This is a genomic window from Pseudomonas sp. GD04091, from assembly GCF_029836165.1.
GTDB lineage: Bacteria > Pseudomonadota > Gammaproteobacteria > Pseudomonadales > Pseudomonadaceae > Aquipseudomonas.
The window spans coordinates 81,761-99,382 of the sequence record NZ_JAOEBG010000002.1 but is presented as its reverse complement, the minus strand read 5'-3'; the positions used below and the strand labels follow the sequence as shown (position 1 = coordinate 99,382).

The following is a 17,622-nucleotide window of genomic DNA, read 5'->3' as shown; positions in this document are numbered from 1 at the left end:
CCATGGCAACCATCAAAGATGTCGCGGCACTGGCGGGTATCTCCTACACCACCGTGTCCCATGTACTGAACAAGACCCGCCCGGTCAGCGAACATGTGCGCGTGAAGGTCGAGGCGGCGATCGCCGAGCTGGACTACGTGCCCAGTGCCGTGGCCCGTTCGCTCAAGGCGCGCAGCACCGCCACCATCGGCCTGCTGGTGCCCAACAGCGTCAACCCGTATTTCGCCGAGCTGGCCCGGGGCATCGAGGACGGCTGCGAGCGCAACGGCTACTGCGTGATCCTGTGCAATTCCGACGACAACCCGCAGAAGCAGCGCAGCTACCTGCGCGTGCTGCTGGAGAAGCGCATCGACGGCCTGATCGTCGCCTCGGTGGGCGAGGACCGCGACCTGCTCGACAGCCTCAGCGGCGTGCGCACGCCGATGGTCATCGTCGACCGCGCCCTGGAAGGGGTCGAAGCCGACCTGGTGCGCATCGACCACGAGCAGGGCGCCTACCTCGCCACGCGCCACCTGATCGAGCTGGGCCATCGCGAGATCGCCACCATCGGTGGACCGGTGGATACCGGCGTCAGCCAGCTGCGCCTGGCCGGTTTCCGCCGGGCGATGGCCGAGGCCGGCGTGCGCGTCGCCTCGGGTCATGTGCTGCACAGCGACTTCACCAGCCTCGGCGGCCACGCCGCCGCGGCGCGCCTGCTCGATGGCGAGCGGCCCACGGCGATCTTCGCCGGCAACGACATGATCGGCTTCGGCGTGTTGCGCGCCGCCGCCGAGCGCAATATCGACGTGCCGGGCGAGCTGTCGGTGATCGGCTTCGACGATATTGAGCTCAGCCGCTACGTGTACCCATCGCTGACCACTGTCGGCCAGTCGATCCGCGAACTGGGCGAGAGCGCCGCGGACTTGTTGCTGTCGCGCATCATTACGCCCCGGCGCGACTGCGTCGCCGAGCAGCGCATCATCGCCCCGCGCATCGTCCTGCGTGAATCCACCGGGCCACGCCCGGACCTGTTCAACGATTACCGTTAAGGAATACCCATGGATGCCAAGGTGGTAGTGGTCGGCAGCCTCAACATGGACCTGGTGGCCCGCGCTCAGCGCCTGCCCCGGGGCGGCGAGACCCTGGCCGGCGACAGCTTTTTCACCGCGCCCGGCGGCAAGGGCGCCAACCAGGCCGTGGCCGTGGCCCGGCTGGGCGCCAGCGTGGCGATGGTCGGCAACGTCGGCAACGACGCCTATGGCCAGCAGTTGCGCCAGGCGCTGCTGACCGAGGGCGTCGATTGCCAGGGAGTGAGCGTGTGCGAGGGGGTGTCCAGTGGCGTGGCGCTGATCGTGGTGGACGCCGCCAGCCAGAACGCCATCGTCATCATCCCAGGCGGCAACGGCCTGCTGGGGCCGGAGTCGGTGCGTCGTTTCGACAGCCTGCTGCAGCAAGCGCAGGTGATCATCTGCCAACTGGAAGTGCCGAACGCCACCGTGGCCTGGACCTTGGCCCGTGGCCGCGAATTGGGCAAGACGGTGATCCTCAACCCGGCGCCTGCCAGCGGCCCGCTACCGGCGGAGTGGTTCGCCCATATCGACTACCTGATCCCCAACGAAAGCGAGGCCGAGGCCCTGGCCGGCGTGCAGGTGAATGACCAGGACAGCGCACGCCGGGCGGCCGAGCGCCTGCGGCAGCTGGGGGCGGGCAAGGTGATCGTCACCCTCGGTGCCGACGGCGCGTTGCTGGTCGATGCCCTCGGCAGCCGGCATTTCCCGGCGCCGCGAGTGCAGCCGGTGGATACCACGGCGGCCGGCGACACCTTCGTCGGTGGCTTTGCCGCGGGCTTGGCGCGTGGCTTGTCGGAAGAAGAGGCAATCGGGTTCGGTCAGCGCGCGGCCGCGTTGTCGGTGACCCGTGTCGGCGCGCAGCCGTCGATTCCCTATCTGAAGGAGCTGGCGCCATGAAGAAGACGCCGCTGTTGAATATCGCCCTGTCGCGGGCCATCGCCGGGCTTGGGCATGGCGACATCCTGGTGATTGGCGACGCCGGGTTGCCGGTGCCGCCCGGCGTGGAGCTGATCGACCTGGCCCTGACGCCGGGCATCCCGGATTTTGCCAGCGTGCTGCGCGTGGTGCTCAGCGAGATGCAGGTGGAACGGCATGTGCTGGCCGAAGAGCTGTTCCAGGCCCTGCCGCCGGGGTTGGCCGAGGTCGAGCGGTTGCATGCGAGCGGCGATCTGGGCCAGCGCCAGGTGCTCAGCCATGCCGATTTCAAGACCCTGTGCCATCAGGCCCGAGCCGTGGTGCGTACGGGGGAGTGCAAACCCTACAGCAATATCGCCCTGGTGGCGGGTGTCACCTTCTAGACCGAATGCGAGGGCTGCGCCCTCGATCGCCGGCAAGCCGGCTCCCACAGGTGGGGCCCTGGCTGTCTCTGCGGGGGCCGGCTTGCCGGCGAAAGGGCCCCTGTGAATCCATACCCCTAGCAACAAGGAGTGCTGAATGTCCCTCAAACGCCTGCTCCAAGGAACCGTCCTCATGTCCGCGCTGGCCGCCACCACCCTGATGGCCGCACCCCGCGACCTGATCATCGATACCGACCCCGGCGCCGACGACGTGGTGGCGCTGCTGCTGGCGATGGCCTCGCCCGAAGAGCTGAAGATCCGTGCCATCACCACCGTCGCTGGCAACGTGCGTCTGGAGAAGACCTCGCGCAACGCCCGCCTGGCCCGCGAATGGGGCGGCCACGAAGAGATCCCGGTATATGCCGGGGCCGGCCGCCCGCTGGTGCGCACGCCGATCTACGCCGCCAACGTCCACGGCGAGGAAGGTCTGACCGGTGTCCAGGTCCACGAGCCCAAAGCGCCGTTGGCCAAGGGCAACGCCGTGCAGTATCTGATCGATACCCTGAGCGCCGCCGAGCCGCACAGCATCACCGTCGCCATGCTCGGCCCACAGACCAACCTGGCCCTGGCGCTGATCCAGAAGCCGGAGATCGTCGATGGCATCAAGGAAGTGGTGGTGATGGGCGGCGCCCATTTCAACGGTGGCAATATCACCCCGGCGGCCGAGTTCAATCTGTTCGCCGACCCCCATGCCGCCGAGGTGGTGCTGGCCAGTGGCGTCAAGCTTACCTACCTGCCGCTGGACGTGACCCACAAGGTGCTCACCAGCGACGCCCGCCTCAAGCAACTGGCCGCGGTGAACAACAACGCCAGCAAGTTGGTGGTGGACATCCTCAACGCCTACATCAAGTTCGACATGGACAACTACGGCATGCCCGGCGGCCCTGTGCACGACGCCAGCGTGATCGCCTACCTGCTCAAGCCGGAGCTGTTCAAGGGCAGGCAGATCCATATGGTGGTCGACAGTCGCGAAGGCCCGACCTTCGGCCAGACCGTCGCCGACTGGTACGGTGTGCTCAAGCAACCGGCCAACGTGACGTGGATCGAGGAGGGCGACGCCCAGGGCTTCTTCGACCTGCTCAGCGCCCGCTTGGCTCGATTGAAATAGCTTCATGCGGCGCGTGGCGCTCGAGCACCTGCTCGATGAAGCTGCGCGCCGCTTCACCACCGCGATCGCGCACCAGCAGGTCGACGGCGATCAGCATCAGTTCCTCGGGCGTGCTTGGGCTGTAGGCGCTCTGGCCTTCGTCCCATTTGACCTTGATATCGGCGTCGATGCTGTGGCTGCTCATGGGGCGGTTCTCGCTGGGGCCTGGGTGATAGGTCGAATACCGCGTCCTGGCGTTCGAAGGGGTGTCATATCGCACTCCACTTCTTGCAGTAAATCATTCATTTGCCGCAAGTGAGCTGCGACTTAAGCATAAGGCGCGCGTTTGGCCGAACCACTGGTTTGATGCAAAATCCGGTCACGATTGCTTTTCGTGTCTGGCGCTACTGTCAGGCAGAATCGTGCGGTTTTGCAACAAACGCCTGGAGGAACTGTCGCATCAGGCAGTTCCCGGATTTATTTAGGAGGATTCATGTTACGTACCCGCGCTTCCCTGGCGACCTTGCTGGTGGCTTCCGTTCTGACTGGCTGCAGCACCGGTGGCTCTTCGGGTGGCGGCAGTGCCCCAGCGGCCCCGGCCGGCAACGATGGCCGCTGCGAGGCCAGTGGCGCCGACTTCACCATCGGCAAGCCGGCCAGCCCGGAGCTGCTGGAACAGGCGCGCAAGGCCAGCGGCTCGCAGATGGCGCGCATCCTCAAGCCCCATGACGTGATCACCCTGGAGTACCGTTCCGAACGGTTGAACCTGAATGTCGATGACAAAGGGGTGGTCACCCGCGTCAACTGCGGCTGACCTGGCGCTGCTTCTGTGAAGAGCCGTAAGGCAGTTTTTGCATAAGCAGCATTAATAAAGTCTTATAAATGTCTAATTTATAAGACTTTTATCTTTTTGCGACGGCGTGCTGCACACACTGCTCGTAATACGTCTGCTTGATCGCCGCCGGTTTTAGTCGCGACCGGCTGTTGTACGTTTGCTCGGTAATCCCGAACGCCGTCATGCGCATCCAGGGCTTGGCGAACTTGCGCACCTGCAGCTTCTTGCGCGTGGCGTACAGGGTCACCCCGGAAAGCTTGGCCTGCTGCGCCTCGGCGGCGATCTGCGAACCCCAGCCACACACCTGGCGATCATTCTGGCTCAGGGCCCGGGCCTGGGCGCCGAAGGCAGCGGTGGTCAGCAGGCAGCCAGCCACGGTTACTAGAATTACCCGCATGTTGCTGTCCTAAGTATCTGAAGGAAAACGAAGTTTGCCCTCGCTTTCCCTGCCTGGGGGCCAGCAATTTGCCGTCAGGCGATGGCCATTCGCAGGCCACCCTGCCGGGGTGTGCGCAGCGACTGCGCGGCCAGGGTCGCTATCCATAGCACGCAGATGCCGTAGTTCAGCCGCTGGTACAGGCCGAACAGCTCACCGCTCTGCGCAGCCTTCGCCATCAGCACCACGGTGACCACCGACAACACGGCGCACAGCAGTGACCAGCCGGCCAGTCCCGCAGAGCGCGCCAGGCGCTTGCCCAGCCCGATCCACAGCACACAGGCCAGCGTCAGCGAAAGGAACATCAGCAGGCCGCTGAGGTTGTGCATCTGTTGCGAGAAGGATGGCTCCAGCGGTGCGCAGCCTTGGTCACAGGCAAACCAGCCAGTTCCCAGGCTGCCCAGCCCGTGCAGCAGCACCAGCAGTGCGCTGAGCCGCGCCAGTTTCGACTGCCGCCAGCGTCGCGCCAGACCCCAGGCGAACAAGGCGAACAGCACGGCCAGGGGGAAGTTGTTCACCCAGGGCGACAGCTGCTGGGTGGGCGCGCCGACCGCGCCGAGCAGACTCATCGCCTGTTGCAGATGGTCGTAGCCGGGATAAGCCAGGGCGGTCAGGGCCACCCCCAGCAGCAGCCAGAGGGGAATGAGCAGGCCGCTGGCGAGCAGCAGGCGATCGAATGTCTTCATGCAGTTGCCTTCCTTGGTGAGTGCACGGCGCAGCCTACAGCCCTGGCCTGGCCATTGGCCAGCCTCAGTTGCCATTGACCAGCATCACCATCAGCACGCAGGCGAGCAGCGCCAGGTAGGCTCGGGCATGCACGCTGTCGGGGATGCGCCCGAGCAGGGGCGCTGCCAGGTGCATGCCGAGCCAGGCGCCGGCGGTCATCACCAGGGCCGCGCGCAGGTCGATGAGGCCCAGCAGGCCGTCGCCCAGCTCGATCTGGCCGACCGGCACTAGGGCATAGACCAGCGTGGCCGCCAGCGCCATGGGCAGCGACAACGGGTTGGCCATGGCCGTGGCGGTGCGCATGCTGGCGCCGCGGCGCCGCAGCAACGGCACGGTCATCACGCTGCCGCCGACACCGAGCAGGGCGGCCAGCGCGCCGATGGGGACACCGATCAGGGTCGCGCTGGCGCTGCCCAGGGTGTCCAGCCGGCGCTCGCTCGCGCGCACGAAACCTGGCCGTAGCCAGGCATCCAGCAGGCTCAGCAGCAGGTAGGCAATGAACAGCCAGCGCAGCCAGGCGCTGGCCACGTAGAGCGCCGCCCAGGCGCCGAGCAGCGCGCCCGCGGCAATGGCCGGCGCCAGCGGCCGCACCAGGTCCCAGCGCAGGCTGCCGGCGCGCTGATGACGCCAGGTGGCCAGGGCGCTGCTGAAGATCATCACCATGGCAGAAGTGGCCACGGCGATCTGCATGGCATGCTGGGCCACCGCCGTGCCCGCACCGTGGCTGGCCAGCAGCAGGGCATACAGCAGTGGCACGGCGAAGAAACCGCCGCCAAAGCCGAACAGCAGGGTGGTGATGCCGGCGCACAGGCCGAACAGGCCGAGCAGGGGATAGAACATGGACGTTTGACCTCGGGCCAGGGGGAGGCTTGGCAGCGTAGGCGGTTCGTCTATTGGCTGGCATCCGCGAGTTGGCCAATAATCATCGCGTTTCAGCCAGAGTCCGCTGCCATGCGCAACATTCCACTGTCCCAGGTCGATGCCACGCCACGTGCGGTGCTGGCCATCGCCACCGACTACCCGCCTGACACCTTGCTGCCCAGGCACGTCCATCGCCGGGCGCAGTTCCTGTATGGCATGAGCGGATTGATGGAGGTGCTCACGGACGATGGTGCCTGGGTCATCCCGCCCGGCAGCGGCGTGTGGATTCCGCCGGGCAAGCCGCATCAGGTACGCATGCGCGGGGTGAGCACCCGCAGCCTGTACATCGAGCCGAGCGCGCGGCCCAGGCTGGGTGAAGCGTGCGAGGCGCTGCGGGTGGGGCCATTGCTGCATCAGCTGCTGCTGGCCAGCGCCGAGGTGCCGGCCTTGCATGACGAGACCGGCCGTGATGGCCTGCTGCTGGGGCTGGTCCTGCACGAACTGGGCAACGCCCGTTGTCTGCCACTGTTCGCGCCGATGCCGGCCGAGCCCCGGTTGGCCAACCTGTGCCAGGCGTTCCTGGCGCAGCCGCTGATCCATGTTCGGGCCGCGGCCTGGGCGCGGCAGCTCAACTGCAGCCCGCGCACCTTCAGCCGGCGTTTCCGCGAGCAGACGGGGCTGTCGTTCGGCCAGTGGCGTCAGCAGGCCTGCCTGATGGCCGCGGTGACGCGCCTGGCGGCAGGCGAGGCGGTGACCCGCATTGCCCTGGACCTGGGCTACGAAAGCCCCAGTGCGTTTTCCAGCCTGTACCGTCGGGTCATGGGCCAGCCGCCGTCAGCCGCACGGCAGATGACATGAAAGCCCTGGGTGACGTATGTGATCGTACAACTGCTTGCGCTATCATCTCGCCTGTCTTTCACAACACGATGTACAGGGCATGACAGAGCAGCAGGTACAGGCACGGACCCGGCGCAAGCCGCGCAGTCTGGCCCAGGAACTGGTCACGGTGCTGACCGAGCGCATCCGCGGTGGCCAGCTCAAGCGCGGCGACAAGCTGCCCACCGAATCGCAGATCATGGCCGAGGAGGGCGTCAGCCGCACCGTGGTGCGCGAGGCCATCTCACGGCTGCAGGCCGCCGGCCAGGTCGAGACCCGCCACGGCATCGGCACCTTCGTGCTGGATGCGCCGAGCACTGGCGGTTTGCGTATCGACCCGGCAACCATCGTCACCCTGCGCGAGGTGCTGGCGGTGCTGGAACTGCGCATCGCCCTGGAGATCGAGGCCGCGGGCCTGGCCGCCCAGCGTCGCAGCGACGAGGAACTGGCCGGCATGCGTGCCGCGCTGGATGAACTGAACGAGGGCGCGGCCCATGCCTGCGACGCCGTGTCGGCGGACTTCCAGTTCCACCTGCGCATCGCCCAGGCCAGCGGCAACCACTATTTCGCCGACATCATCAACCACCTGGGCACCAGCATCATCCCGCGTACCCGGCTCAACTCGGCGCGCCTGGCCCACGACGACCAGGCGCACTACATGAGCCGGCTGATGCATGAGCACGAGGCGATCTACGAAGCCATCGCCCGGCGCGACAGCGAGGGCGCGAAGATGGCCATGCGCATGCACCTGAGCAACAGCCGCGAGCGGTTGCGCCAGGCACATGAAGAGGCCGAGGCGCACGGGGCCTGAATCTCCTGGCCGCTGAGCAGCCTGTTGGGGGCTGTCCGATGCTTTCTGGCGGAAGGTGATCCCTGTGGGAGCGGGTCTATTCGCGAAGAGGTCGGCCCAGGCAACACAAGAAAGCCCCGCTTGCGCGGGGCTCTCTGTATATCGCGGCGCTCAGATCGCGCCATCACGCCACTGCCCGTTCACCAATCGCCGCAGCCCCAGCGGGTTGCCGTCACGCAACGCCTGGGGCAGCAGCGCCTGCGGGTAGTTCTGGTAACACACCGGCCGCAGGAAGCGATCGATGGCCAGCGTGCCCACCGAAGTGCCGCGGGCATCGGACGTGGCCGGATACGGCCCGCCGTGGACCATGGCGTCGCACACCTCGACCCCGGTCGGGTAGCCGTTGACCAGGATCCGCCCGACCTTCTCCTCCAGCAGTGGCACCAGCCAGGCAAAGGCTTCCAGATCTTCCGGCTCGCCGATCAGCGTGGCGGTCAACTGGCCGCGCAGGCCAAGCAGGGCGGCGCGCAGTTGCCCGTCGTCGCTGACCTCGACGGCCACGGTGACCGGGCCGAACACCTCCTCCTGCAGCAGCGGATCGGACTCCACCAGCAGGCGAGCGTCCGCTTTGAACAGTTGGGCGCGGGCTTGCTCGCCTGCTTGCGGTTGACCCGCCAGGTGCTGCACGCCCGCATGCGCATGCAGGTGCTCGAGGCCGCCGACATAGCTGCGCAGGCCACCGGCATTGAGCAAGGTCTGGCCGGCCTGCTGGTCCAGATGCTGACCCAGCGTGCTCAGCAACTGACTGAAATCGGGCGACTGCAAGCCGATCACCATGCCCGGATTGGTGCAGAACTGCCCGGCGCCCAGGCACACGGAGCCGGCCAGCTCACGGGCGATGGCCTCGCCGCGCTTGGCCAGGGCGCCTGGCAGGACGATCACCGGGTTGATGCTCGACATCTCGGCGAACACCGGGATCGGCTGTGGGCGGTCGGCGGCCATGCGGCACAAGGCCTCGCCGCCCTTGAGCGAACCGGTGAAGCCGACCGCCTGGATGGCCGGGTGCTTGACCAGCCATTCACCGACGCCTCCGCCGAACACCATGTTGAACACGCCCTTGGGCATGCCGGTGCGTTCGGCGGCGCGCTGGATGGCGCAGGCGACCAGATCGGCAGTGGCCATATGGCCACTGTGGGCCTTGAACACCACCGGGCAGCCAGCGGCCAGGGCCGCGGCGGTGTCGCCCCCGGCGGTGGAAAAGGCCAGCGGGAAGTTGCTGGCGCCGAACACCGCCACCGGGCCGACGCCGATGCGCATCTGGCGGATGTCGACCCTGGGCAGCGGTTGGCGTTCGGGCAGGGCCAGGTCGATGCGCGCGCCGAGGAAGTCGCCGCGGCGCAGCACCTGGGCGAACAGGCGCATCTGCCCGCTGGTGCGGCCACGCTCGCCCTGGATGCGGGCGGCGGGCAGGGCGGTCTCGCGGCAGACGATGGCGACGAAGCCGTCATCGAGCTCGTCCAGTTCGGCGGCGATCGCCTCGAGGAATTCGGCGCGGCGTGCCGGCGGTAACTGGCGAAATTCACCGAAGGCGTTGGCCGCGGCACGGGCGGCGCGATCGACCTCGCCTTCGGTGGCCTGGGCGAAGCGGTATGGCAGTGCCTCGCCGCTGGTGGCGTCCAGGCTCAGCAGGTGTTGCGGGCCAACGCCACTGCGCTGGCCGGCGATGAAGTTGTGGCCGAGGATCTTGGGCATGGGGACTCCTGGAGAAGTGATAAAAAGGGCGTGGCAGCGGGCTTGTCCCGCGATCGAGTTGGCGCGGGGCAAGCCCGCTGCCATGCCAAGCGTTGTCGTTCAGGTGATCGGCGCGGGATTGAACAAGGTGATGTCGTTGTGCAGGCCGTGCTGCTCGGCCCAGGTGCGTTTGCGGCCGCTGGCCACGTCGAGGTAGTAGTGGAACAGCTCCCAACCCAGCTCCTCGATGCTCGCCCGGCCGCTGGCGATACGCCCGGCGTCGATGTCGATCAGATCCGGCCAGCGCTGGGCCAGCTCGCTGCGGGTGCACACCTTGACCACCGGCGCCATGGCCAGGCCGTAGGGCGTGCCCCGGCCGGTGGTGAACACGTGCAGGTTCATTCCGGCGGCCAGCTGCAAGGTGCCGCAGACGAAGTCGCTGGCCGGGGTGGCGCAGAAGATCAGGCCTTTGCCGGTGACGCGCTCTCCAGGGCCGAGCACGCCCTGGATGGCGCAGCTGCCGGACTTGACGATCGATCCCAGGGACTTCTCGACGATGTTGGACAACCCGCCCTTCTTGTTGCCTGGCGTGGTGTTGGCGCTGCGATCCGCCGCGCCCTGTCGCAGGTAACGGTCGTACCAGTCCATCTCGCGCACCAGCGCCTCGGCCACCTCCGGCGTTTCGGCGCGGGAGGTGAGCATGTAGATGGCGTCGCGTACTTCGGTGACTTCCGAGAACAGCACCGTGGCCCCGGCGCGCACCAGCAGGTCAGCGGCGTAGCCGAGTGCCGGGTTGGCGGTGATGCCTGAGAACGCGTCGCTGCCACCACACTGCATGCCGAGGATCAGCTCGCTGGCCGGCACGGTTTCGCGGCGGCGTTGGTCGAGCTTTTTCAGACGGGTTTCGGCCAGGGCCATGATCTGTTCGATCATTTCGGTGAAGCCCAGCGAGGCGTCCTGCAGGCGGTACAGCCAGGGCTCGCTGAGGTCCACCGACGGGTCGCCTGCGTGCATCACCTGGCCGGCCTGCAGCTTCTCGCAGCCCAGGCTGATGACCAGCGCCTCGCCGCCGAGGTTGGGGTTGCGTGCCAGGTTGCGCACGGTGCGGATGGGGATATGGGCGTCGCGGGCGTTGATCGCCACACCGCAGCCGTAGCTGTGGGTGAGGGCGACCACGTCGTCGACACTGGGGTATTTGGGCAGCAGCTCGTTGCGGATGCGCTTGACCGCGTGGTCGAGCACGCCGGTCACGCACTGCACGGTGGTGGTGATGCCAAGGATGTTGCGGGTGCCGACGCTGCCGTCGGCGTTGCGGTAGCCCTCGAAGGTGAAGCCGTCGAGCGGCGCCAGGGCGGCGGGCACGGCGTCGCAGCGTGGCAGGCTGTCGAGCTCGGGCGCGGCTGGCATCGCCAGTTGATCCTCCTTGACCCAGCTGCCCTGGCGCAGGTCCTCCAGGGCATGGCCGATGACCTGGCCGTAGCGGCGCACCGCCTCGCCCTGGCGGATATCCACGGTGGCGACCTTGTGGCTCTGCGGCACGCCCTCGACCAGGGTCAGGCCGTCGGCGAAGCGCGCGCCTTCGCCCAGGCCGCCGTCGTTGACCACCACCACGACGTTGTCCTCGGGGTGCAGGCGTACATAGCGGGGCGACTCGGAATGTTCGATCAACTGCATGTTCAGGCCCTTCTTGTCTTTTCTCTCAGGCGGGGTGCTGGCGTGTCCGGCTCACTGGCGGGCCAGTTCGGCATTGGGCGCAGGTTCGCGCCTGGGCGGCTCGTCGAGCTCGATGCGCTTGATCGGACCGACGATCACCAGGTAGCTGAACACTGCCACCAGGGCGTTGGCGCCGACATACACCAGGGCCCACTTGAACGAGCCGGTGGCGCTGATGATGTAGCCGATGACGATCGGCGTGGTGATCGAGGCGATGTTGCCGAAGGTGTTGAACAGCCCGCCCGACAGCCCGGCGATCTGCTTGGGCGAGGTGTCGGCGACCACCGCCCAGCCCAGGGCGCCGATACCCTTGCCGAAGAACGCCAGGGTCATGAAACCGACCACCATCCACTCGGCGTCGACGTAGTTGCAGAAGACCATGGTGGTCGACAGCAGCAGGCCGCAGACGATCGGCAGCTTGCGCGAGAAGGTCAGCGAGTTGCCGCGGCGCAGCAGCCAGTCCGACAGCACGCCACCAAGCACGCCGCCGATGAAACCGCACACCGCTGGCAGCGACGCGATGAAGCCGGCCTTGAGGATGGTCATGCCGCGCTCCTGCACCAGGTACACCGGGAACCAGGTGAGGAAGAAGTAGGTGATGGCGTTGATGCAGTACTGGCCCAGGTAGACGCCCAGCAGCATGCGGCTGGTCAGTAGCTGCTTGATGTAGCCCCATTTCGGGCCGTCGCCGCCGCGCTTCTGGTCCATGTCCACCAGGCCGCCGTTCTGCTCGATATGTTCAAGCTCGGCCTGACCGATGCGCGGGTGCTGGCGGGGGTTGTAGATGGTTTTCAGCCACACCGCCGAGAACACGATGCCCAGCGCGCCCATCACCACGAACACATGCTCCCAGCCGAAGGTGAAGACGATCCAGCCCATGATCGGGGCGAACAGCGCGGTGGCGAAGTACTGCGCCGAGTTGAAGATCGCCGAGGCGGTGCCGCGTTCCTGGGTGGGGAACCAGGCCGCGACGATCCGCGCGTTGCCGGGGAACGACGGTGCTTCGGCGAAGCCGACCAGAAAACGCAGGGTGAACAGCGTGACTACTGCCCAGGCCACCGGCAGGCCGCCGACGAAGCCTTGCAGCAAGGTGAACAGTGACCAGGTGAAGATGCTGAAGGCGTAGACGTTCTTCGAGCCGAAGCGGTCGAGCAGCCAGCCGCCGGGGATCTGCCCGGCCACGTAGGCCCAGCCGAAGGCGGAGAAGATATAGCCGAGGGTGACCGCGTCGATGCCCAGGTCCTTCTGCAGGCTGGAGCCGGCGATGGCGATGGTGGCGCGGTCGGCGTAGTTGATGGTGGTCACCAGGAACAGCATCAACAGGATCAGGTAGCGTACATGCGTCTTTTTCGTCGCTTGCATGCTGGTTACTCCCACTCGTTATTTTTATACGGGGATCGGTTGTGGGCCGGAGCAGGGCGTGCCTGCTCCGGCGGCGGCATCGGCAGGCCGCAGGAAGCGCGCTTACTGCGGGCCCATCTTGTCCATCAGCGCGGCGAGCATCTCGTATTCCTGCGCGGTCAGGTCGGTCAGGGGCGTGCGCACGGGGCCGGCGTCGTAGCCGGCGATCTTCGCTCCGGCCTTGACGATGCTCACGGCGTAACCGGCCTTGCGGTTGCGGATATCCAGGTACGGCAGGAAGAAATCGTCGATCAGCCTGGCCACGGTGGCGTGATCGTCACGGGCGATGGCGTGGTAGAAATCCATCGCGGTCCTGGGCACGAAATTGAATACCGCCGAGGAATACACCGGCACGCCGAGGGCCTTGTACGCCGCAGCATACACTTCGGCGGTGGGCAGGCCACCCAGGTAGCTGAAGCGATCGCCCAGGCGGCGTCGGATCGACACCATCAGCTCGATGTCACCCAGGCCGTCCTTGTAGCCGATCAGGTTCGGGCAGCGTTCGGTGAGTTTCTCCAGCAGGTCGGCGTTGAGGCGGCAGACATTGCGGTTGTACACCACCACGCCGATGTTCACGGCCTTGCACACCGCCTCGACATGGGCGGCGACGCCGTCCTGGCTGGCTTCGGTGAGGTAGTGGGGCAGCAACAGCAAGCCCTTGGCACCCAGGCGCTCGGCTTCCCTGGCGTATTCGATGGCCTGGCGGGTCGAGCCGCCGACGCCGGCAAGGATCGGCACCGAAGTGGCGCAGGTGTCGACGGCGGTCTTGATCACCTGGCTGTACTCGCTAGCGGCCAGGGAAAAGAACTCGCCGGTGCCGCCGGCGGCGAACAGGGCGCTGGCGCCGTAGGGGGCGAGCCATTCCAGGCGCTTGGCGTAGCCGGCCGGGTTGAAGTCGCCGTGGGCGTCGAAGTCGGTGACGGGGAACGACAGCAGGCCGTGGGAGAGGATGGATTGCAGTTCTTGTGGGGTCATTGTTGTAGGCATCCTGTGGCGCTTGGAGGAGGGTGAACCAAGGTGAGAGGTAAGTTATCGTACAACATGTACGATGACTAGTCCCCTCTGCACAGAATTTGTAATTCGTTTCAGCCATGACAACGCAACCCCTGTAGGAGCGGCCTTGTGTCGCGAAAGGGCCGCGCAGCGGCCCCAGGGTCCAAGCGCAGACGCATCAATCGCCGGGGCCGCGCTGCGGCCCTTTCGCGACACAAGGCCGCTCCTACAGGGGGAAAGCGTAAACCTGAGAATTCGGCAGAGGAGTGTTGTCGTATGACTTGCAGGGAGAAAAAAGATCGCGGAGACAGGCACAAGCCCGCCGCCCGCTTCCACGGGAAGTGTTCTGGGACCAGCAGAGGGTGACCGGGGAAACGGGGGCGGTCTTGCACCGCCCCGCGATCAAAGCTAACGAAGCTTCAGTGGGTCAGGCGGCCTGATTGCGCTTGACCTGGGACTTGCGGACCTGGGCACGGCAGGCGTCGCCGAAGGCCTGGAACATCTTGATCGAATCGGGGTTCTTCGCCGCCTGCCACTCCGGGTGCCATTGCACCGCGAACAGGAAGGGCGAGAGGCTCGGGGCATGGATCGCCTCGACCAGGCCGTCCTCGGCGTGGGCGATCGGCTCGATGCCGGCGCCCAGGTTGCGCAGGCCCTGGCCGTGCAGCGAGTTGACGCGGATCTCGTCGCTGCCCAGAGTGTCGCGCAGCCAGCTGCCCGGCTTGATCTTGACGCCGTGCACCTGGGCGTACTGCACCTCGACCGGGTCTTGCGGGTTTTCCCGGTGGTCGTTGAAGCCTGGCTCGGCGTAGACCTTCTGGTAGATGTCGCCACCGAGGGCCACGTTGATTTCCTGCATGCCACGGCAAATGCCGAAGATCGGCAGGCCGCGCTTGATCGCCGCCTTGACCAGCGGGATGTCGAACAGGTCGCGATCCTGGTCCTGGCCCTTGCCGGGGGTCTGGTTTTCCTGGCCGTAGAGGGCCGGGTCGATGTTGCTGCCGGCACCGGTCAGGTAGACGCCGTCGGCCATGTCCAGGTAGGTCTCGAGGTCTTCGACGCCACAGCAGGTGGGCACCAGGACCGGGACGCAACCGGAGAATTCGACCAGCGGGGTGATGTATTTGTGGGTCATGACCTGATAGTCATGGCCTTTGCGCTCTTGGCTGCCCATGGTCATCAGGACGACGGGTTTGCGCAGGGAGGGTTGCTTGTTGCCAATGTTGCTGTTGGACATATGTCACCTTGGGACAGGTCATGCCTGTCGTTGTTGTGCAGGCGCACGGCCGGGGCCTTGTGTGCTGCCTGGGGCTCCGAGCACTGCCGACTCGCCTGGGGCGATGCCGGTCGGGGCCTGACTCATAGCTTGCCAGAGCCGTTCGATATGTCAAACGAGTGGCGGGGCGTGAAGGCGCCGTTTTTCGGGGGCTTGAGGCGTTCTAGGCCTTTGGTGACAAGGGTTTGGCGGGGGCTTGGGTCAATAATATTTAACGACGCAGTCGGGTCTTTGCGTCGCTGCAATGATCGTGATTGGCATGCTCAGATCCGCGAAAACCGACCCTGCCCGTTAAAGACGGTTACCGATCCATTCCAGGTCTTTGGGCGCTCGATCTCATAGGCGTGCAAGCCTTCGCGGCGAACACCTGAAAGGCCTGGCCGTAAAGGCGAAAAGTTGACTATGCGTCGCCATCGCAAATGAATGCGCCCACGGCTGCGAATCGCTAATGCAGGATCTGCTTCAAGAACGCCTGTGCCCGCGCCGTCCTGGGCTGCTCGAAGAACACCTCGGGCGGGCTGTCCTCGATGATCCGCCCGCCCTCGAGGAACAGGACCCGCTCCGCCACCTGCCGGGCGAAGCCCATTTCGTGGGTGACGCAGAGCATGGTCATGCCGGTGCCGGCCAACTGCACCAGCACCTCCAGTACCTCGGCGACCATCTCCGGATCGAGCGCCGAGGTCGGTTCGTCGAACAGCATGATCCTGGGCTTCATGCACAGCGCCCGAGCAATCGCCACCCGCTGCTGCTGGCCGCCGGAGAGCTGGCCGGGGTACTTGTGCGCCTGGTTCCCGATGCCGACCTTGTCCAGGTACATCCGTGCCCGTTCTTCGGCTTCCTGGCGCGGCAGTCCACGCACGCTCATCGGCGCCAGCAGGCAGTTGTCGAGCACGCTCATGTGCGGGAACAGGTTGAAGTGCTGGAACACCATGCCGATCTCGCTGCGCACCTGGGCCGCCTGGCGGCTGGTGCTGGCGAGGTCGGTGCCGGCCACGCGGATGCTGCCGTGCTGGGCGATCTCCAGGCGGTTGATGCAACGGATCAGCGTCGACTTGCCCGAGCCCGACGGGCCGCAAAGCACGATGCGCTCGCCCTCGCGCACCGACAGGTCGATGCCGTGCAGCACCTGGAAGGCGCCGTAGTGCTTGTTCAGGCCCTCGATCCGGATCAGTTCCGGGCGCGGGTCGGGGGCAGGGTGCAGGCTGGCATGGCTCAAGGGTACGGTCATCTTGTTGTTCTCCCGCTCAAGGGTCAGTCGAAGCGTGCGGCGCTGTAGGGCGCAGGGTCGGTGAACGGGGCTTCCCCCGTCAGCAGTTCGGCCAGCAGGCGGCCGCTGACCGGCCCCAGGGTGAGGCCGTGGTGGGCATGGCCGAAGTTGAACCACAGGTTGTTGTGCCGGGTGGCCGGGCCGATCACCGGGCGCATGTCCGGCAGGCACGGACGGCGGCCCAGCCAGGGCGTGTCGTCCAGGCGCTCGCCCAGGGCCGGGAACAGCTTGCGTGCCAGAGCCTCGCAACGGCGCAACTGGATTTCGTTGCCGGCGGCGTCGCTGGCCGCGAATTCGATGCCGGTGGTCAGGCGGACTCCCCTGGCCATCGGCGCCAGGACATAGCCACCCTGGGTGTCGCAGATCGAGTGCTCCAGCCTGGCGCCGGCCCGGATGCCGTAGTGCATGTGGTAGCCACGTTTGATCCCCAGCGGGAACTGATAACCCAGCTGCTCATAGAGGTCGGCCGACTGCGGGCCGAGGCAGGCCACCACTTCGTCGGCGCTGACCGCGCCACGGCGCGTGTCCACCTGCCAGCCGTTGCCGGTCTGGCGCAGGCTGCGCGCATCGCCGTGAAGAAACGCCCCGCCGCGCTGGATGAACAGCGCGGCGTAGCCACGGGTAAGGCCACCGGGGTCGTTCACGGTCTTCGGGTCGAGCCAGTGGATGCCGCCGACCACGCCGCCATCGAGTTGCCGCTCGCGGGCCTGCAGTTGGTCGTGCTCCAGGATTTCGTGGCGCAGGCCGTAACGGGCCAGGCCTTGCAGGCCACGTTTGGCCTGGTCGAACAGCGCCTGGTCGCGATACACCTCGATCCAGCCCTTGGCCTGTACCAGCCCTTGCAGGCCGGCGGCCTCGATCAGTGCGTCGTGTTCCGCGACGCTGCGCTGCACCAGCGGCAGCATGTCGGCGGCGGCCTTGGCCAGGCGTCCGGGGGCGGACTGGCGCCAGTAGCTCAGCAACCATGGCGCGGCCTTGGGCAGGTGCGACAGGCTGTAGCGCACATCGGGCTGGCGGTTGAGACCGTAGCGCAGCAAGGCGCCGAACTGGCGCGGGAAGGCGTAGGGAATCACGCTGGAGCGCTCGATCAGCCCGGCGTTGCCATGGCTGGTGCCGCAGCCCGGCTCGTCGCGGTCGATGAGGATCACCTGGCGTCCGCGGGCCTGCAGATGCAGGGCGGTACTGACGCCGACGATACCGGCGCCCAGAACGAGGGTCTGGCAATGCATGGAACGATTCCTTCA

At 66.6% G+C, this 17,622-nt stretch carries 18 protein-coding genes; 7 read left to right on the top strand and 11 right to left on the bottom strand.

Annotation, left to right across the window (positions count from 1 at the left end; genetic code table 11):
- The first annotated feature begins 2 nt into the window (after positions 1-2).
- The 4 genes from N7422_RS03425 to N7422_RS03410 all read left to right on the top strand — a co-directional run bounded on the left by N7422_RS03425 (position 3) and on the right by N7422_RS03410 (position 3,494).
- The gene (locus tag N7422_RS03425) at positions 3-1,028 is read left to right on the top strand and encodes a LacI family DNA-binding transcriptional regulator (RefSeq protein ID WP_279805202.1); all 1,026 of its coding nucleotides are present in this window, start codon (positions 3-5) and stop codon (positions 1,026-1,028) included.
- A gap of 9 nt (positions 1,029-1,037) precedes the next feature.
- On the top strand, positions 1,038-1,946 hold the full coding sequence (gene rbsK, locus N7422_RS03420) for a ribokinase (RefSeq protein ID WP_279805201.1): 909 nt from the start codon (positions 1,038-1,040) through the stop codon (positions 1,944-1,946).
- Positions 1,943-2,347, top strand: a complete 405-nt coding sequence (rbsD, locus tag N7422_RS03415) for a D-ribose pyranase (RefSeq protein WP_279805200.1) — start codon at positions 1,943-1,945, stop codon at positions 2,345-2,347. Before rbsK ends, rbsD begins: the two co-directional genes overlap by 4 nt.
- Before the next feature lie 136 nt (positions 2,348-2,483).
- Positions 2,484-3,494, top strand: a complete 1,011-nt coding sequence (locus tag N7422_RS03410; RefSeq protein ID WP_279805199.1) for a nucleoside hydrolase — start codon at positions 2,484-2,486, stop codon at positions 3,492-3,494.
- On the opposite strand, the gene N7422_RS03405 is transcribed toward N7422_RS03410, so the two are convergent.
- Entirely contained in the window at positions 3,466-3,678 is a 213-nt protein-coding gene (locus tag N7422_RS03405; RefSeq protein ID WP_279805198.1) for a hypothetical protein, read from the bottom strand. The two genes, N7422_RS03410 and N7422_RS03405, sit on opposite strands and share 29 nt — an antisense overlap.
- A gap of 288 nt (positions 3,679-3,966) precedes the next feature.
- Between N7422_RS03405 and N7422_RS03400 the strand changes: the two genes are divergently transcribed.
- The gene (locus N7422_RS03400) at positions 3,967-4,287 is read left to right on the top strand and encodes an I78 family peptidase inhibitor (protein ID WP_279805196.1); all 321 of its coding nucleotides are present in this window, start codon (positions 3,967-3,969) and stop codon (positions 4,285-4,287) included.
- Positions 4,288-4,375: 88 nt separating this feature from the next.
- On the opposite strand, the gene N7422_RS03395 is transcribed toward N7422_RS03400, so the two are convergent.
- The 3 genes from N7422_RS03395 to N7422_RS03385 all read right to left on the bottom strand — a co-directional run bounded on the left by N7422_RS03395 (position 4,376) and on the right by N7422_RS03385 (position 6,310).
- The gene (locus tag N7422_RS03395) at positions 4,376-4,705 is read right to left on the bottom strand and encodes a hypothetical protein (RefSeq protein WP_279805195.1); all 330 of its coding nucleotides are present in this window, start codon (positions 4,703-4,705) and stop codon (positions 4,376-4,378) included.
- A gap of 74 nt (positions 4,706-4,779) precedes the next feature.
- Positions 4,780-5,430, bottom strand: coding sequence for a DUF998 domain-containing protein (locus N7422_RS03390; RefSeq protein WP_279805193.1), 651 nt, complete (start codon positions 5,428-5,430; stop codon positions 4,780-4,782).
- 64 nt (positions 5,431-5,494) lie between these two features.
- Positions 5,495-6,310, bottom strand: coding sequence for a sulfite exporter TauE/SafE family protein (locus N7422_RS03385; RefSeq protein WP_279805192.1), 816 nt, complete (start codon positions 6,308-6,310; stop codon positions 5,495-5,497).
- A 111-nt stretch (positions 6,311-6,421) separates the two neighbouring features.
- Between N7422_RS03385 and N7422_RS03380 the strand changes: the two genes are divergently transcribed.
- Both N7422_RS03380 and N7422_RS03375 read left to right on the top strand, forming a co-directional pair.
- Positions 6,422-7,189 (top strand): helix-turn-helix transcriptional regulator, encoded by a 768-nt coding sequence (locus N7422_RS03380; RefSeq protein WP_279805191.1) that lies wholly within the window; start codon positions 6,422-6,424, stop codon positions 7,187-7,189.
- Positions 7,190-7,268: 79 nt separating this feature from the next.
- Positions 7,269-8,018, top strand: a complete 750-nt coding sequence (locus N7422_RS03375; RefSeq protein ID WP_279805189.1) for a FadR/GntR family transcriptional regulator — start codon at positions 7,269-7,271, stop codon at positions 8,016-8,018.
- A 150-nt stretch (positions 8,019-8,168) separates the two neighbouring features.
- Here the strand turns inward: N7422_RS03375 and N7422_RS03370 are convergent, their stop codons facing one another.
- The 7 genes from N7422_RS03370 to N7422_RS03340 all read right to left on the bottom strand — a co-directional run bounded on the left by N7422_RS03370 (position 8,169) and on the right by N7422_RS03340 (position 17,607).
- Positions 8,169-9,749 (bottom strand): aldehyde dehydrogenase (NADP(+)), encoded by a 1,581-nt coding sequence (locus N7422_RS03370; protein ID WP_279805188.1) that lies wholly within the window; start codon positions 9,747-9,749, stop codon positions 8,169-8,171.
- 99 nt (positions 9,750-9,848) lie between these two features.
- Entirely contained in the window at positions 9,849-11,402 is a 1,554-nt protein-coding gene (gene garD, locus N7422_RS03365; protein ID WP_279805187.1) for a galactarate dehydratase, read from the bottom strand.
- A 51-nt stretch (positions 11,403-11,453) separates the two neighbouring features.
- Positions 11,454-12,803: an MFS transporter gene (locus tag N7422_RS03360; RefSeq protein WP_279805186.1), complete on the bottom strand. Its 1,350-nt coding sequence runs from the start codon at positions 12,801-12,803 to the stop codon at positions 11,454-11,456.
- A gap of 102 nt (positions 12,804-12,905) precedes the next feature.
- Positions 12,906-13,817, bottom strand: coding sequence for a 5-dehydro-4-deoxyglucarate dehydratase (kdgD, locus tag N7422_RS03355; RefSeq protein ID WP_279805185.1), 912 nt, complete (start codon positions 13,815-13,817; stop codon positions 12,906-12,908).
- Between the two features lie 445 nt (positions 13,818-14,262).
- Positions 14,263-15,072 (bottom strand): type 1 glutamine amidotransferase, encoded by an 810-nt coding sequence (locus tag N7422_RS03350; RefSeq protein ID WP_279805184.1) that lies wholly within the window; start codon positions 15,070-15,072, stop codon positions 14,263-14,265.
- 484 nt (positions 15,073-15,556) lie between these two features.
- Positions 15,557-16,339: an amino acid ABC transporter ATP-binding protein gene (locus N7422_RS03345; RefSeq protein ID WP_279805183.1), complete on the bottom strand. Its 783-nt coding sequence runs from the start codon at positions 16,337-16,339 to the stop codon at positions 15,557-15,559.
- Positions 16,340-16,362: 23 nt separating this feature from the next.
- Positions 16,363-17,607, bottom strand: coding sequence for an FAD-binding oxidoreductase (locus N7422_RS03340; protein WP_279805182.1), 1,245 nt, complete (start codon positions 17,605-17,607; stop codon positions 16,363-16,365).
- Positions 17,608-17,622: the final 15 nt, after the last annotated feature.